The following is a 13629-nucleotide window of genomic DNA, read 5'->3' as shown; positions in this document are numbered from 1 at the left end:
ATGGGAAAAGCAACAGGATTTTTAGAGTATAACAGAATCGATCCGAAGAAAAGGAAGCCTGAAGAGCGGATCAAAGACTACAATGAAGTCAAGCTTCCCCAGGATCCCGAGATTGTTCGGACACAGGGTGCGCGTTGCATGGACTGCGGGGTACCTTTCTGCCATGGCGGTGTACTCTTGAACGGCGCCGCTTCAGGTTGCCCGCTGCACAATTTGATTCCAGAGTGGAATGAGCTCGTCTATAAAGGACAATGGCGAGAAGCGTACAAACGGCTGAGTAGAACAACGCCGTTCGCGGAATTCACCTCAAGGGTTTGCCCTGCACCTTGTGAAGGGGCTTGTACCGAAGGCTATATCATGGACGCTGTAACCATTAACAGCATTGAATATGAGATTATCGAGAAAGCGTTTGCCGAAGGATGGGTGACCCCTAAGAAGGCCAAAGCCACCGGTAAAAAAGTCGCTGTTGTCGGTTCAGGCCCGTCCGGACTGTCGGCGGCCTATTATCTGAATGCCGTCGGCCATAAGGTCACGGTGTATGAACGGGATGATCGGGCCGGGGGACTTTTGATGTATGGGATCCCCAACATGAAGCTTGATAAACGATTTATTGAAAGGCGGCTTGATGTACTGAAGGCGTCCGGGATAGAGTTTGTTTTGAATACCGAAGTCGGCAAATATATGAAGGCCCAGGAGCTCGTAGAAAACTATGATGCCGTTGTGCTGTGCACAGGGGCTACCAAGCCCCGGGGGCTGGATGTGAAAGGCAAAGATCTGAAAGGGGTTTATTATGCCGTAGACTTCCTGAAAGCGACCACCAAAAGTCTATTGAATTCCAACCTGAAGGATGAGAGTTTTATCAGTGCCAAGGGTAAGAATGTCATCATCATTGGCGGCGGGGATACTGGGACAGACTGTGTGGCCACGGCAATCCGGCATGGCTGCAAAAGTGTTTTCCAGTTTGAAATTCTGCCTGAGCCGCCTGCTCGTCGTATTGAAGCTACGAACCCCTGGCCGGAATGGCCGAAAAAGCTAAAAGTAGATTACGGACAGGAAGAAGCAATCACTCTCAATGGCAAGGATCCGAGAAATTATTGCATTTCCACCACAAAGATTGTGGGCAATGAGAACGATGAGGTCAAGGAAGTCCATACAGTCAACCTGACCTGGGTTAAAGACGCTGCCGGCAGAATGGTTCCGCAGGTGATTCCAGGAAGCGAAAGGGTATGGGAAGCGGACCTGATCCTGCTTGCCATGGGTTTTTTAGGGCCGGAAGACAGTATACCTGAAGAGCTTAAGCTGGAGCGGGATGCCCGCAGCAATGTCAAAGCGGAATATGCGTTTTTTGAGACGAATGTCGACAAAGTTTTTGCTGCTGGCGACATGCGCAGAGGTCAGAGTCTGGTTGTCTGGGCTTTCCAGGAAGGGAAGCTGGCAGCCAGAGAAGTGGACAAATATTTGATGGGCAAAAGTATAATTATCTAGCCACTTGTTATGATAAACAGAGTGTAATGTTCATGCCGGATGTGATAACATGATATTACACGGCATCTACCGTTATGCTTTATCATACCGAATAGTAAAGCCAAGTAATGGATAGATGCCAGGATTCATTGCTTGGTTTTTGCGTATCGGTTATTGGCTGCTTGCACATATAGATTTGAATGTCAGCAATTATTAATTTTAAGGATAAAATGATAGCTAAATTGGCGTAAGGAATGATGTGTAATGGATCAGCGTAAGAAAATAAGGTCCGGCCTGCCGGGGCTCGATGAGATCATCGACCATCTCAGGATTGGTGATAATGTTGTTCTGCAGGTTGACAATATCGCAGATTATGAATCCTTTGTGCTGCCTTTTATCAGAACGAGTCTGGACGAGGGCAGAAAAGTGATTTATATGCGGTTTGCGCGTCATTCTCCAATTATTGACGACAATGAAAATGTTAAAGTGTACCATATTGACGCCGAACACGGTTTCGAAGCTTTTTCCACGCAGGTCCACCAGATTATTGCAGCTGAGGGAGAAGAGGCCTTTTACGTTTTTGATTGTCTGTCCGATCTTTTGTACACCTGGGCAACGGATCTTATGATCGGCAACTTTTTCCAGATCACCTGTCCGTATTTATATGAACTGAAAACGGTAGCTTTCTTTGCAATTTATAAAAATATGAATTCGTATGAGACGATTTCGGCGATTCGGGAAACGACTCAGGTATTGATCAATATCTATAATGTCAGGGGACAGACCTATATTCATCCGGTCAAGGTGATTGACAGGTACTCACCGACGATGTTTCTGCCGCATATCAAACAGGCGCAGGAATTTATTCCGTTAACAAGCAGTAGTGATGCTTCAAAGCTGTTTGCAGATATGTCCCTGAATGTGTTTGATGCTCCGCGAAGGCATTTGGATTATTGGGATCGGATGTTTTTGAAGGCGTCAGACACCTATGAAAAGGTAAAATTCAGCCGTATGCCGTCTGCTGAGGAAAAAAACCTGGTAGAGAAGCTCTGTCGGATGGTTTTAAGTCGCGATGAAAGATTCCTTGAGTTGCTGACGAAGGTCTTTACCCTGGAAGATCTGCTTCAGATCAAGTCAAGTTTAATTGGATCTGGATTTATCGGTGGTAAAGCAGTCGGAATGCTTCTGGCCAGAAAAATTTTGCTTGAAGATAAAAATTTTGATTATAAAAAAATTCTCGAACCCCATGATTCGTTCTACATTGGTTCCGATGTCTTTTACACTTATCTTGTTAAAAATGGTCTCTGGAAACTTAGAATGGAGCAGAGAAAACCTGAAAAATATTTTTCTCTGGCCAGAGTCATTAAAAGCAAAATACTTAGCGGTATTTTTCCAGAGAATGTAAAAAACCATTTTTTGCGGGTCCTGGAGTATTTTGGACAATCACCAATCATTGTCCGCTCCAGCAGCCTTTTGGAAGATGGATTTGGCAATTCTTTTGCTGGAAAATATGAAAGTGTTTTTTGTACGAACCAAGGTACGCTCGAACATCGCTATCTTGAATTTGAAAACGCTGTGAAACAAGTCTTTGCCAGCACGATGAGCGACGACGCGCTGATGTACCGTTTGAAACGAGGAATAGCCGACCAGGATGAGCAGATGGCTTTGCTTGTGCAACGCGTATCGGGTTCTTATCGTAAAGAATATTTTTTTCCGGATCTTGCTGGGGTCGGCTACTCAAACAATATCTATGTCTGGGATGAGAAAATGTCTCCGAAAGCGGGCATGCTGCGGGTAGTTGTAGGTCTAGGCACCCGGGCTGTAAACCGTACGGCGGGCGACTATGCCAGAATTATAGCGATTGATGAACCTTTGTCATCACCTCTAACGGATTTTGACGATTACAGGCAATATGCCCAAAGAAATATTGATGCGCTGATGGTAACCAAAAACAGTATGATTGGTATCGCGTTCAACGATCTTTTAAACGAAATTGACGATCCCAAACTGCATTATTTTGCGCAGAGAGATTATACTGCAGAAAAAATGATGAAAGAAATAGGCCAGCAAGACCGGCAGGCCTGGATTATTAATTTTGATCAATTTCTGTCCGATTCCACTTTCGTCGGGGTCATTCAAAAAATGCTTAAATCCCTGGAAAAATTCTATGCGTATCCAGTGGACATTGAATTTACCGTTAACTTTAAAGATATGGATCATTATCAGATCAATCTCCTGCAGTGCAGGCCGCTGCCCGCAAAAGGTCTCAAAAGTAAGGTGGTGTTCCCGAAATATATTGATTTCCAAAAAACATTCTTTCAAAGCCATAATACTTTTATGGGTGGGAATATCCATTACGGTATTCAGCGAATCATTTATGTCGAGCCTGAAAGCTACAGCCGGCTGAGTGATCTCGAAAAATACAGGGTAGCCAGATGTATCGGCAAATTGAACAGCCAGATTGAGAAAGAAAACATGACCGTGCTGCTGCTCGGCCCTGGACGATGGGGAACCAGTACACCTTCGCTCGGCGTGCCTGTTTATTTTTCCGAAATTAATAATATCACCGTGCTTGGTGAAATTGCAGTCAAAGAGGGCGGGTTCACCCCAGAAATATCTTACGGAACGCATTTCTTTCAGGATCTTATTGAAAGTGATATTTTTTATGTGGCGCTTTTCCCGGAAGGCAGGGGAGGAGTCCTTCAGACAAAATTATTAAACCACTTTCAAAATTTGCTTCCTGAGCTGCTACCACTGAGCGCCTCCCTTGGAGAAATCATTAAAGTATACGATGTCAATAAAGGAACGCATAAAGATCTGGAGATTATTGCTGATGTCGGGAAACAAAAGGCGGTATGTTTCTTTAAATAGAATCTGATGCTGACAAGATAAAAAAGTAGCCCTTCGGGGTCATTACTTTCCCTTAGGGCTAAAAAATATCTATCAAGGTTAGTGGCATCCGTGATGGCTGCAGCTGTTCATGGCAGAGAATTCCGGAAGCTGGTTATCCAGGAAGAGCTGGATGTTAACCGAAACGGTGGTATTATCAACCCGAAAAACACGAACTCCTTGCGCATTAAGTTTCATCAGGGCGCCTGCACCGATTCCGCCGACTAATATCGCGTCCACCTGTTCTCCGCCCAATGCCTTCAAAGGCTGGCACATCCCGTGTTCATGATGAGAATCTCCGTTGCCGATGACTTTTATCTCTTCTTTACCCGGGTCGTAGATAAGAAAGAATGGGGCTGAGCCAAAATGATCATAGGGGATACTCTCAAGTCCTTTGTCTTCTTTTACAGGGATACAAATTTTCATATTTAGCTCCTTTTCTGAAGTTTATTTATTGCTTGAACGCTCACAGCACTTTTCACGCTGGGCCTTACAAGCATATTGACAATTAAATGGGACGCTGAAAACATCTTTGTAGTGACCCGCGGTGTGGGTGCCTGATATCTGCTCAATGAATCCGATCACATCTTCAAAAACAGATTGCTGTAAATTGTATTGTACAAAGTAGCCTGTTTTCTCGCCAATCAGAAGGCCGGCTTCCTTTAAAATTTTAATATGTTGAGACACCGCTGCTTCGGAAATTTGAAGATGTCTTGCAATTCCTTTGGCACAGATGCTTCTTCTAGACAGGATAAGCAAGATCTGCAGTCTTGTTTCATCAGAGAGCGCTTTGAATACCTGCACAATTTGATCCATATATCCTCCGGGTATTTTTAGTTAACTGAATACTTAACTAAATTATAAAATACTTAAGTAGTTAAAGTCAAGCAAAATGTTTTCTAACCTGGTTATAAAAGAAACTCTTATGAACATGGCATTTTTGTCTGTATGTTATAATGATATGAGGTACTTTTATGCCTTCATTAAAAGCGTTTATTGCAAGTTACTGGCAACCCAAAATGATTACAGCCATAGAAAGAAGGGGACAGCATTGAAATATATAGAAGCGACATTGGGGAGAATATTCATCCTGAGATTGGAACACGGAGAAAAAATCCCGGCCATTATTCAGGATTTTGCCGAAAAACACCAGATCAATTCCGCACTGGTTCATTTTCTGGGAGGGGCGGACAAGGGCAGCAAGGTCGTCGTAGGACCTGAAGACGGACAGGCCCTTAAACCCCGCAAGATGATGACAGAGCTTCAAGGCGCCAGCGAAACACTGGGAGTCGGAACTTTGTTTCGAAACGAACAAGGGAACCCGGTCTTGCATATGCACGCCGCTTTTGGCAGAGAGGAAAAAACAGTAGCAGGCTGTGTACGTGAAGGGGTCGACATCTGGCAAATCGGCGAGGTCGTCATGATTGAACTGAATACAAGTGATGGCTCTAGAAAGATTAATCCTACCACAGGTTTTGAGTTGCTCGAAATATAGTAGATACGCCAACTGATTCTTGGCAGTATTTTTTCATTTTGAATGCGCCGTGGGCGAATACAATGCTTTATTGGGACAGGGAGGCATAAAATATATCGATGGAAAAACGGTATCGGGTTCTGCAGGATATTGTAGAGAAAGAGCTGTCTTATGCGGCCCACGATCTGGATCATGTTATGCGGGTCTATCATCTTTGTTTGATTCTGGCCGGGCAGCGGGATGATGTCGATACGGAAGTATTGATTCCGGCCGTCCTGCTTCATGATATTGCCAGAGCCAAAGAGGATGAAGATAATTCCGGAGAGATCGACCATGCCGTATTGGGTGCGGAAATGGCCGAGAAGATCCTTCAAGACCTAAATTATGATCCGGATTTGAGGCAGGAGATCACACACTGTATTTTAGCGCACCGGTTCAGGACGGGCCATCAGCCGGAGAGCATCGAAGCCAAAATCCTCTTTGATGCCGACAAACTTGATATTATCGGAGCAACTGGGATTGCCCGCTCTTTCATGCTTGCTGGACAGCACGGGGAAAGACTATATCATGAGGTTTCTGTCGAAGAATATCTAAAGGAAAATATCGGTGAGAACGGCAGGATTAAAGATGCTTCCAAACATACGACCAACCTGGAATTTGAGCTTAAATTGAGAAAAATACCGGACAGGCTGTATACGGAAGAAGCGAAAGTAATCGCCAGAAAAAGGGTCAGATTTATGGAGTTGTTTTTCGAGACTTTGGTGGAAGAAGTAACAGGAAATAAATAATCGAAATAAATAGTCCTTGGAACGAATCTATAAACCGTTGAAATTGGTGGCAGATGAAGAATAATTTACATAAAAAAATTAAAAAACGATAATAGAAAGTATTTTAAATAGGTTGTATACTTAACTCAGATATTGTTTGGCATGAATCTTGCCGTGAGGGTCAAGTGATGTATCATGCCCGAGGAAATCCCGGCTTCTAATGTGAAAAGAATATGAAAATGCCGTCTGTCCGGGAATCTGTATAGTATTTTGATTTGATTCAGAAGGTGGATGGAAAATATGAGGCAGATACGCCAAGATATATTTCTTGAACAGCAACAGAGATTGTTCATGACCACTGAACTGCGTCAGGCAATTTTTGTATTGCAGATGTCGACTCTGGAGCTAAGCGAGTATATCACAAAAAAAATTGAAGAGAATCCTTTCCTGGACGAAGATGAACCCGTTGCTGAAAACAATGAGGTTGTCAGCAAAACTGCAACCCGGGTTAATATGGACGACCTAATTGAACATTTCAGCAGCGACAGTAATATTGGTTATATCTGGAACGAGAAGAATGAAAATAACACCGGATACGAACAATATTTGTCTGATCGGCCAAGTTTATATGAACAGCTTGAATTACAATTGAATTTAGAGATCAAGAATCCTGCGGATATTGTCATTGGAAACTTTCTAATAGGAAGCATTGACCGGAACGGCTATTTTACAACAGAACTGGAATATGTTAGCCAAAAGTTGAATGTTGCCGTTGAGAGAGTGGAAGAGGTCCTGAGGGTCATTCATACCTTCTATCCTATCGGTGTAGGTGCCCGTAATCTCCAGGAATGCCTGCTTCTGCAAATGAGAGCAAACGGCAAGGACAGCGAGTTTGCGGAACGGGTTATTCAAAATTACTTCCAGGATCTTGCCGACAAAAAAATGATGAAAATAGCCAATGCCCTCTCCGTATCTGCGAAGCAGGTCCAAGAAGTCTATGATCTTATCAAGACGCTTGATCCGAAACCCGGACTGCAGTTTGGCGCTGAAAGAAATCCTTTTATCTGGCCTGATGTTACGATTATGAGAGACCAGAACGATTATTTGGTTATTGTGAACGACCTCGATTTTAACTATTTGAGAATCAATCAGACGTATGTGGCTATTCTCCGTAATTCGAATGCGTTATGTGATGATGTAAGAAAATATCTTGAAGAAAAGTTTGATTCCGCTTTGGGACTCATCCGCGGAATTGAACAAAGAAGACTGAACATTTACAAAGTTGTGCAAAGTATTGTTGATATTCAAAGAGAATTTTTTGACAATGGCATTGAATATCTGAAGCCCTTGACCATGAGTCAGGTTGCGGATTTGGTCGGTATCCATGAATCTACGGTAAGCCGGGTCACCTGCAACAAATACGTTCAGACGCCGCGTGGACTGTTTGCTTTGAAGTATTTCTTTAACTCCGGTGTGGGTTCTTATGACTGCGACAAAATAAGTTCGAAAAGTGTCAAACACTTGATTCAGGATATCATCAATAAAGAGGACCCGAACCAACCACTGAGCGACCAGGATATTATGGACATGCTTGTGAGCAAGGGGATAAAGATATCTCGGAGAACGGTCAATAAGTACCGTCAGAGTATGGGGATACCGACAAATCTACACCGTAAAAGATATTAATTGTCCAAAGCCTATAATTCCCTAAGCTTACGGGGCATGAAATTCAAGTGGCATTGATAATTTTGATTTGGGTGGAAGATTAGTCAATAAATGCGAAGGAACCGCGGGTATTTTAATAACATCTGCGGTTCCTTCGCATTATATTCGAATAGTAATTCAAGGGAGGGTGCGCTCAGAGAGAAGGTATAGTCAGATAAAGAGTGTCCATTGGAAGGAGTGTTCAAGGAGAAGGTACATTCCAGAAAAGGGTGTTCATGGACGGGGGGGCTTTTGCTTCGGCATCATTGTTTTAACTGCGGCTGCAATATTGGGTGTGCAAAAGCCTGTGAGATAATTCTCCGAGGGGCTCAAGCAGAAAGTCCTGATAGAGTTCCTGTACTGCCGGATTTTCATGCGACTTGCGTAGCGGCATATTTTCATCGACCTGGTACAGGGCTTCGATCCGTCTGGCTCTGATCTCATTGGTCGTACCGTAAGGCTGACCTCCTCCGCCAATACATCCTCCGGGACAGCACATGATCTCAATAAACGTGTAATCGGACTGGCCGGCTTTGATCATTTCTAAGATTTTCTTGGCGTTGGCAAGCCCGTGGGCGATCCCCGCTTTTACTTCCATTCCGGCAAGATCAACCGAAGCTTCTTTTACGCCGGTCATTCCACGCACGGTTGTAAAGTTTAAGTCAGTCAGGGTTTTACCTGTAACAACTTCATACACGGTGCGCAGGGCTGCTTCCATAACTCCGCCGGTTGCTCCGAAAATAGCGGCTGCACCTGTTGATATGCCGAGGGGCGAATCAAATTCAGCTTCAGGGAGCATCCGAAAATCAATTCCCTCGTGCTGCAGCATTCTGCCAAGTTCGCGGGTCGTGAGGACGATATCTACATCCTGGCTGCCGCTTGCATCCATTTCCGGGCGCTCGGCTTCAAATTTTTTGGCGGTACAGGGCATCACGGAGACGACAATGATATCCTTGGCTTCAAGGCCGCTGGTCTGAGCATAGTACGTTTTGGCCAGGGCCCCAAACATTTGCTGGGGAGATTTGCAGGTCGACAGATGCGGAATCAATTCCGGATAGTAGTGTTCCATATATTTGATCCAGCCGGGGCTGCAGGAAGTAATCATCGGCAGGACACCGCCGTTTGCTATCCGGTCCAGTAATTCATGGCCTTCTTCTATGATGGTTAGATCTGCAGAAAAGTCTGTATCGAAAACCCGGTCAAATCCCAGACTGCGCAAAGCAGAAACAAGTTTCCCTGTCGCGATTTCGCCTGATGGGAATCCAAATTCCTCAGCTAGTGATACCCGGACGGCCGGAGCGACCTGAACGACGACATGTTTTTGGGGATCTGCAAGAGCTTCCCAGACGCGGTCTGTATCATCCCTTTCATGAATTGCACCTACCGGACAAACCAAAGCACACTGTCCGCACAGCACACAGGCAACATCAGCCAGCTGTTTACCGTATTCCGGTGAAATGCTGATTTCCGTACTGCGGTTATGACTATAGAGGATTCCAACGTTCTGAATATAGTGGCAGGCTTCTGCACATCGACCACATTTGATGCATTTATCCGGATTTCTGACCAGCGAAGGGGTTGAGAAATCCTGAGAGAAACTGTGTTTTCTTTTTTCTCCTTGGATATCCCTGACTCCAAATTTAGCTGCGATTTGTCTGAGTTCACAGTTACCGTTACGGATACAGGTCAGACATTCCTGCGGATGGTCAGCAAAAATTAATTCCAGAATGGTGCGTACAGTTTCTCTGACTCTCGGAGAATTCGTCGTGATGTTCATTCCGGCTGTTACCCTAGTGGAACAGGAAGGTACGAGGTTTTTTACACCTTCTACCTCGACCACACAAATCCGGCAATTTGCCTTGACGCGCTGATCAGGATGATGGCAAAGGGTTGGAAGATCAATGCCCTGTTGTCTGGCTGCCTCTAAAATAGTGATTTCAGGTGCAACTGCCGTTACCTTACCGTTTAGCGTAATATTAATGTTTTGCATCAGGCGGTCTCCTCCTCAATGAATGATGGTTTGTTATCACGGCAGGAAGCAAGATATTCATCCCGGTAATAGGCCAGGGAGGAACGAAGGCTGTTGCCGGCTGCTTGGCCGAGACCGCAAAAGGAAGCTTCTTGAATCGCCCGGGTATACCGTTCCAGCGTGCTAACATCCTGACGCACGGCTTCTCCGGCGAGCAGTCTGTCAAGGATCAGATTGGCCTGACGCAGTCCTTCCCGGCAGGGCGTGCATTTGCCGCAGCTTTCATGTAGAAAGAAGCGCAGCCGGTTTTGAACGTTTGACAAGATCGAACGGGTGTCGTCCAAAACAAAGATAGCCCCTGATCCGATCGTAATCCCGGTCTTGGAACAGGCCAGATATTCCAGTGGGGTAAAAAGCATCTCAGGCGGTATCAGAACACCGGAAGCGCCGCCAATGTTTACAGCTTTTATGGCTTTTCCGGTCTTTGCTCCACCGCCATATTCGCTGATGATTTCAGCAAAGGTCATTCCGAATGGTACTTCAAATAAACCGCGGTTTTGGACATCGCCGGAAAGCGAAATCAACTTGGTTCCGGGACTGTCCGGTGTACCAAAAGAACGATACCAGGATGCACTTTTTTCAATGATTTTGGGGATATTGGCAAGCGTTTCAACATTGTTAATCAACGTGGGTTTTTGCCAGAGACCGGCTTGGGTCGGGTAAGGGGGTTTCAGACGCGGACGGCCTTTTTTGCCCTCGATGGAGGAAATTAAAGCGGTTTCCTCACCACAAAGATAGCTTCCGGCACCGGAAAATAGCTTTAAAGACAAGCTGAAACCGCTGCCAAGAATATTTTCTCCAAGGAATCCGCGGCGCTCGGCTTCTTCAATGCTTTCGCGCAGGATTTTCTGCGCTTCAGGATATTCGTGCCGAACGTAGATATAACCCTCAGAAGCTCCGGCCATAAACGCCGCGATGGTGATGCCTTCCAGCAATTGAAAAGGGATATGGGTCATAATGAACCGGTCCTTAAAGGTGCCTGGTTCACCTTCGTCGGCATTGCAAATGATATAACGCAGTTTTTCCGTGTTGGCCCGTAGCATTTTTATTTTTTCAGCAGTAGGGAAAGCAGCTCCGCCCCTGCCGCGCAGTCCGGCATCCGATATTTCTTTCAGGGAAGTTTCAGGACCCTGGGCCAGGGCTTTGGCTAACGCGGAATATCCGCCGTTTTGACAATGATGGTCCAAGTCAACATGCCTGCCCGGAGAAATATTAAAAATCTGATCGTCATCAAGCATTTTGTTCATTCTGATATTCCTTTCTTAAATTACGGATAATGGCGACCGCAGCTTCCGGAGTCAGGTCACCATAGACCGCATCATCAATTTTGATGGCCGGAGACATATAGCAGGCACCAAGGCAATTGACGCTTTCCAGAGAAAAAAGCCCGTCCGTTGTTGTTTGTCCGATCTTAATCCCGAGTTCCTGTTTAATTGCAGCGAGGATGGAAGCTTTGTTGGCATTTTCACACGGCGCATTGGTACATATCCGGATAATGTGCATGCCCCTCGGTTTCAAGGAGATCTCACTATAGAAAGATGCCGTGGAATAAACCCTGCTTCGGGAGATATTCATTTCCCGGGAAATTTCATTTACGGCTTCTTCACTCAGATGATTCTGGGGGTCAGCATCCTGAACGGCTAAAATTACTTGAAGCAACAAGGCTTCTTCTTTTCCAAACCGATTGACAACTTCTTTGATTGCCGTCATTTGATCACACTGCCTTTCTGTAACCTTTCTGCAGGAAAGTTTACCTGTGCTTGCTTTAGTGTAATATGGGGCAAAATGTAAATCAAGAATAGTTATTTATTTGACAAAATAACAGAATAACAATGCAAAATAATAGACATTGCTAGCAAAGTTATTAATATATTTAACAATGCCGTTAATTATTTAACAATAAACAAAAATCTCCCGGTTCAGTTTTAACAGGGAGATTATCAGGACTATTTGTTATTTCTTGGAATCAATTATTCTATTTTTATATGCCTATTTGTTCGCCTAATTGTTGATTGCTTTATGATCTACTCAACAATAACTGCTGTTTATGGTGTTTCTTTCAGAGACTCTTCCCTCAGAGACTTTTCCTGAAGGTTATATCCAAGCACCATCAGACAGTCAATCATATGGGTATTTTCCACAATAATATCTTCCGGCATCATCAGTTCGACCGGAGAGAAATTCCATAAAGCTTTAACGCCTAAATCAGTAACCAACCTGGCGACTTCACCGGCACAATTTTCCGGAACAGTCAAGACCGCAATATCCACAGAGTTTTTGCTTAAAAAATTCGGCAGGTCATCCACGGGCTGGACCTCAACGTTCCTAATTTTTTCGCCGATCAGATCAGGCTTGACATCGAAGATTCCGGCAAGTCTAAACCCGCTTTTTTCAAAATTCGTGTGTTTAGCCAAAGCATGGCCCAAACTTCCGGCCCCTATAATGATCATGTTATGAGAATGCTGCAGTCCAAGTAGTTTGTGTATTTCCTGATGCAGAAAGCTGACATCATAACCATATCCCTGTAGGCCGTTGCCACCAAAACAAAAAAAGTCCTGTCTTACCTGAGAAGAGGTCAGACCCATTCGGTTGCCTAAATCTTTAGAGGAAATCCTGCTGATTCCCAATTGCAGCAGCGTTGAAAGATACCGGTAATATCTGGGCAAACGTTTTACAACCTGACTGGATAGTTTCTTTTCGTCCATTGCTAGCTCACTCCGAAATAAAATAATATGCAGTATAGTATACCATAATTGCATATTCCCCTTCTACTCCAATTTCCTTAATTTTTTTTGTAAATTGAATATTATTGATTTAGTCTCCCGATAGTAGTTTACCCAAAAGTTATATGTATTATCTGATGCGTTTTTCAACTTTAAGAGTTAAATTAAAGATTAGTAACGCGAATATCCTGACCAATGATGATTTTGAAACTTCTGACCCTTTGGTTGGAACTTGGACATATAATGGCTTGAACTGCCGGGTACAACGGGTGTAAAATAACAAGTGAAACAATAAATAAAACAATATACTTATTTTTGAGAAATGACAGCATTGTTGAACGAACCAGAAATATGCTCGGTGATAACAAGACTGGCATTTTTAAAGGTTTGACCGATTATTCACGACGACAAGCGAATCTAATCTGAAACTGATACATATTTTGTATTGATTATTGAATAAGGAACAAGTATGATAAGTATAATCTATCTTATCGTGCCATTACCCTTGGGTGTGTTCCTTCCCTTTATATAACCCTACTAGGAGTGTTCACCTAGTAGGGTACCACCTCCAATTGTTGA

At 44.2% G+C, this 13629-nt stretch carries 11 protein-coding genes; 5 read left to right on the top strand and 6 right to left on the bottom strand.

The genetic code is table 11. From position 1 onward, the window contains the following. Positions 1-1485, top strand: a complete 1485-nt coding sequence (locus tag A7K50_RS02980; protein WP_119774543.1) for a glutamate synthase subunit beta — start codon at positions 1-3, stop codon at positions 1483-1485. 243 nt (positions 1486-1728) lie between these two features. After that, positions 1729-4335 (top strand): PEP/pyruvate-binding domain-containing protein, encoded by a 2607-nt coding sequence (locus A7K50_RS02975; RefSeq protein WP_119774542.1) that lies wholly within the window; start codon positions 1729-1731, stop codon positions 4333-4335. 78 nt (positions 4336-4413) lie between these two features. Here the strand turns inward: A7K50_RS02975 and A7K50_RS02970 are convergent, their stop codons facing one another. Continuing rightward, positions 4414-4779 carry a NifB/NifX family molybdenum-iron cluster-binding protein gene (locus tag A7K50_RS02970; RefSeq protein WP_020491784.1) on the bottom strand — a complete coding sequence of 122 codons (366 nt, stop codon included), beginning with the start codon at positions 4777-4779 and terminating at the stop codon, positions 4414-4416. 21 nt (positions 4780-4800) lie between these two features. Next, complete coding sequence (locus tag A7K50_RS02965) at positions 4801-5169, bottom strand: metalloregulator ArsR/SmtB family transcription factor (RefSeq protein ID WP_020491785.1); 369 nt, start codon at positions 5167-5169, stop codon at positions 4801-4803. Between the two features lie 235 nt (positions 5170-5404). Here A7K50_RS02965 and A7K50_RS02960 point away from each other — a divergent pair, with 235 nt between their 5' ends. The 3 genes from A7K50_RS02960 to rpoN all read left to right on the top strand — a co-directional run bounded on the left by A7K50_RS02960 (position 5405) and on the right by rpoN (position 8280). Continuing rightward, a complete protein-coding gene (locus A7K50_RS02960) occupies positions 5405-5848 on the top strand; it encodes a PPC domain-containing DNA-binding protein (RefSeq protein WP_165904931.1) in 444 nt (147 codons plus the stop codon). Positions 5849-5946: 98 nt separating this feature from the next. Beyond that, positions 5947-6615: an HD domain-containing protein gene (locus A7K50_RS02955; protein WP_020491787.1), complete on the top strand. Its 669-nt coding sequence runs from the start codon at positions 5947-5949 to the stop codon at positions 6613-6615. Positions 6616-6894: 279 nt separating this feature from the next. Next, complete coding sequence (gene rpoN / locus A7K50_RS02950) at positions 6895-8280, top strand: RNA polymerase factor sigma-54 (RefSeq protein ID WP_026156353.1); 1386 nt, start codon at positions 6895-6897, stop codon at positions 8278-8280. Positions 8281-8569: 289 nt separating this feature from the next. Here the strand turns inward: rpoN and A7K50_RS02945 are convergent, their stop codons facing one another. From A7K50_RS02945 to A7K50_RS02930, 4 genes are all read right to left on the bottom strand, one after another. Further along, entirely contained in the window at positions 8570-10288 is a 1719-nt protein-coding gene (locus tag A7K50_RS02945; RefSeq protein ID WP_119774540.1) for an NADH-dependent [FeFe] hydrogenase, group A6, read from the bottom strand. Beyond that, positions 10288-11574 (bottom strand): NADH-ubiquinone oxidoreductase-F iron-sulfur binding region domain-containing protein, encoded by a 1287-nt coding sequence (locus tag A7K50_RS02940; protein ID WP_243103614.1) that lies wholly within the window; start codon positions 11572-11574, stop codon positions 10288-10290. Before A7K50_RS02940 ends, A7K50_RS02945 begins: the two co-directional genes overlap by 1 nt. Then, positions 11558-12037 carry an NAD(P)H-dependent oxidoreductase subunit E gene (locus A7K50_RS02935; RefSeq protein ID WP_020491791.1) on the bottom strand — a complete coding sequence of 160 codons (480 nt, stop codon included), beginning with the start codon at positions 12035-12037 and terminating at the stop codon, positions 11558-11560. The genes A7K50_RS02940 and A7K50_RS02935 overlap by 17 nt, the downstream gene beginning before the upstream one ends. Positions 12038-12372: 335 nt before the next feature. Further along, positions 12373-13032, bottom strand: coding sequence for a redox-sensing transcriptional repressor Rex (locus A7K50_RS02930; RefSeq protein WP_026156355.1), 660 nt, complete (start codon positions 13030-13032; stop codon positions 12373-12375). Positions 13033-13629: the final 597 nt, after the last annotated feature.

This window comes from Dehalobacter sp. MCB1 (assembly GCF_003590275.1).
Classification (GTDB): Bacteria; Bacillota; Desulfitobacteriia; order Desulfitobacteriales; family Syntrophobotulaceae; genus Dehalobacter.
Note: the sequence above shows the minus strand (reverse complement) of the source record. Positions and strands in the feature narration are given on the sequence as shown.

Excerpts from the sequence above, each read along its gene's own strand:
- A7K50_RS02955 (WP_020491787.1), top strand. The coding sequence starts at position 5,947 with ATGGAAAAACGGTATCGGGTTCTGCAGGATATTGTAGAGAAAGAGCTG.
- A7K50_RS02965 (WP_020491785.1), bottom strand. The coding sequence starts at position 5,169 with ATGGATCAAATTGTGCAGGTATTCAAAGCGCTCTCTGATGAAACAAGA.
- A7K50_RS02935 (WP_020491791.1), bottom strand. The coding sequence starts at position 12,037 with ATGACGGCAATCAAAGAAGTTGTCAATCGGTTTGGAAAAGAAGAAGCC.
- A7K50_RS02970 (WP_020491784.1), bottom strand. The coding sequence starts at position 4,779 with ATGAAAATTTGTATCCCTGTAAAAGAAGACAAAGGACTTGAGAGTATC.
- A7K50_RS02940 (WP_243103614.1), bottom strand. The coding sequence starts at position 11,574 with ATGAACAAAATGCTTGATGACGATCAGATTTTTAATATTTCTCCGGGC.
- rpoN (WP_026156353.1), top strand. The coding sequence starts at position 6,895 with ATGAGGCAGATACGCCAAGATATATTTCTTGAACAGCAACAGAGATTG.
- A7K50_RS02975 (WP_119774542.1), top strand. The coding sequence starts at position 1,729 with ATGGATCAGCGTAAGAAAATAAGGTCCGGCCTGCCGGGGCTCGATGAG.
- A7K50_RS02980 (WP_119774543.1), top strand. The coding sequence starts at position 1 with ATGGGAAAAGCAACAGGATTTTTAGAGTATAACAGAATCGATCCGAAG.
- A7K50_RS02930 (WP_026156355.1), bottom strand. The coding sequence starts at position 13,032 with ATGGACGAAAAGAAACTATCCAGTCAGGTTGTAAAACGTTTGCCCAGA.
- A7K50_RS02945 (WP_119774540.1), bottom strand. The coding sequence starts at position 10,288 with ATGCAAAACATTAATATTACGCTAAACGGTAAGGTAACGGCAGTTGCA.